Annotated in this window: 3 protein-coding genes; 2 read left to right on the top strand and 1 reads right to left on the bottom strand. The window is 52.4% G+C overall.

The features are described 5' to 3' along the window. Both ACETWG_08005 and ACETWG_08000 read left to right on the top strand, forming a co-directional pair. Positions 1–253 (top strand): adenylyl-sulfate kinase (locus tag ACETWG_08005; GenBank protein MFB0516532.1); only part of this gene is annotated, 253 nt, incomplete at its 5' end. 94 nt (positions 254–347) lie between these two features. Further along, on the top strand, positions 348–1,649 hold the full coding sequence (locus ACETWG_08000; protein ID MFB0516531.1) for a nucleotide sugar dehydrogenase: 1,302 nt from the start codon (positions 348–350) through the stop codon (positions 1,647–1,649). A 46-nt stretch (positions 1,650–1,695) separates the two neighbouring features. Here the strand turns inward: ACETWG_08000 and ACETWG_07995 are convergent. Beyond that, the coding region (locus tag ACETWG_07995; GenBank protein ID MFB0516530.1) for a hypothetical protein at positions 1,696–2,149 on the bottom strand (454 nt) is incomplete at its 5' end.

Genomic DNA, 2,149 nt, shown 5'->3' with positions numbered 1-2,149 from the left:
CCGGCAGCTGATCTCGCGGTATGGCGGATACCTGGAGGTGTATGTGAATACTCCATTGAAAGTGTGCGAGCAGCGGGATCCAAAAGGCCTGTATGCCAAGGCGCGCCAGGGGCTCATCAAGCAGGTTACCGGAATTGACGATCCCTACGAGGTGCCTGCCGACCCAGAGATCGTGGTGGATTCGAGCTACGAGGACCCTGAAGCCCTGGCACAAAAGATCTTGCTGCGCATCGAGCAGTTGGGTTATCTGTAAAGAGGCTGCCCGCGGCTGTTTGACTTATTCGGCGGTGTTCTTGCCGTAGGGCCCGGTCGGGCGAAATTTCAACTCATTAGATGGAATCGATAGCATGAAAGAGACTCTTATTAGAAAAATTGAAGCCCAGGAATTTATCCCCGGTATTTTTGGACTTGGCTACGTTGGGCTGCCACTGCTCTATACCTTTTCGGAGCACGGGTTTCATTGCATAGGATTTGACGTCGATGAAGACAAAGTCCGGATGCTCAATGAGGGGCAGTCCTATATACGGCATGTATTGAATGCGAGGGTAGCGCAGGGGGTTGCGTCAGGCCTCGTCCGGGCGACCACCGATTTGTCGCAGATAAGGGAATGTGACGGGATTCTAATTACCGTTCCAACCCCTCTGACTGCTAACCGGGAGCCGGATCTGTCCTATGTGGTGACCACTTGTGAGACGATCTCCTCCCATATTCGGCCGGGACACATTGTTATTCTGGAATCGACTACCTATCCGGGCACAACGGAAGAAGTGATGGTACCGATCCTGGAGCGTAGCGGGCTGAAAGTAGATCGCGATTTTCTGGTGGCCTATTCTCCCGAGCGGGAGGATCCCAATAACCCGAGTTATTCCACTTCCACCATCCCGAGAGTTATCGGCTCCACCTCTTCCGATGGGTTGGCTGTAGCGAATGCTCTTTACCGGCAGGTCATTAATGAAACCGTTCCGGTTTCTTCGGTGCGGGTTGCGGAAGCCAGTAAATTGATGGAGAATGTTTTTCGAGCCGTGAATATTGCGCTGGTCAATGAGTTAAAGATTGCCTTTACCAAAATGGGTATTGATATCTGGGAGGTGATTGAGGCGGCCAGCACCAAACCTTTTGGCTACATGCCGTTTTATCCCGGTCCCGGACTGGGCGGCCACTGCATCCCCATCGATCCGTTCTACCTGACCTGGAAGGCCAGGGAATACGGGGTGTACACCCGCTTTATTGAGCTGGCGGGGGAGATCAACACCTCGATGCCTGACTTCGTCGTCACGAGGGTCATGGAGGTGCTGAGCGAGCACGGAAAGCCGCTGAAGGGATCAAGAATATTGATCCTGGGGCTGGCCTATAAGCCTAACGTAGATGACATCAGGGAATCACCGGCACTTTATCTGATGCATAAACTGGAGGGGAGGGGAGCGCTGGCCAGCTATAATGATCCCTACATACCAGTCATACCGCCTACCCGGAGGTTTGATAAATTTACCGGCCGGCAATCGGAAGAGATCAGCAGTTCGTACGATCTGATTCTCATCGCCACTGCCCATGATGATTACCAGGCAATTGACTTCAACGCATTTCGGATTCCGGTGGTAGATACCAGGAACGTGCTTAAAGAAGAGTCTCCCTGGTTTTATAAGGCCTGAATGGCGAGTAAAGACCGTGAGAACGAGTGTAGCTGATTCGGACGACCTACTCGTTTGGTTGAAGGGAATAATAATCTACGACTGACGGTGGCACCGTGAAGACAGCGAAATGGGTCGGGTCTTGCTTGGTTGCAAATTTTATTGTCAGGGATTTGTCGGGAGCGGCTTTTATTGCGAGGTCGGAGATATTTAAGCGGACCCTTCCCTCGGAGTTAGTATGTAACGTCCAGGAGGTGCTCCCGGCCGATACCAGAATTGGAATGCGCTGCGCGGGTTTCATCATCGGCCGTATGGTCAGGCTATCCTGGTTCTTGACGGTACTAGTATCCTGCAGAACGGTAAGCAGCATTTCATACTCCAGTTTCAGGAGACCAATCAGCAATAAGATTCCACCCCATTCCTTCCTTTCAGAGTGGTCCTCTTCGGTACCGGTATAAATTATAAAGCCGGTGCCAGCCATTGCGGCCCCGCCAAGCCAGTGCCATTTTCGCCCCTTGGGG

This window comes from Candidatus Neomarinimicrobiota bacterium (assembly GCA_041862535.1).
Classification (GTDB): domain Bacteria; phylum Fidelibacterota; class Marinisomatia; order SCGC-AAA003-L08; family TS1B11.
The sequence above is the reverse complement of the archived record's forward strand: the minus strand, read 5'-3'. Positions and strand labels throughout refer to the sequence as shown.

Coding starts and splice junctions, on each gene's coding strand:
- ACETWG_08000 (MFB0516531.1), top strand. CDS start 348: ATGAAAGAGACTCTTATTAGAAAAATTGAAGCCCAGGAATTTATCCCC.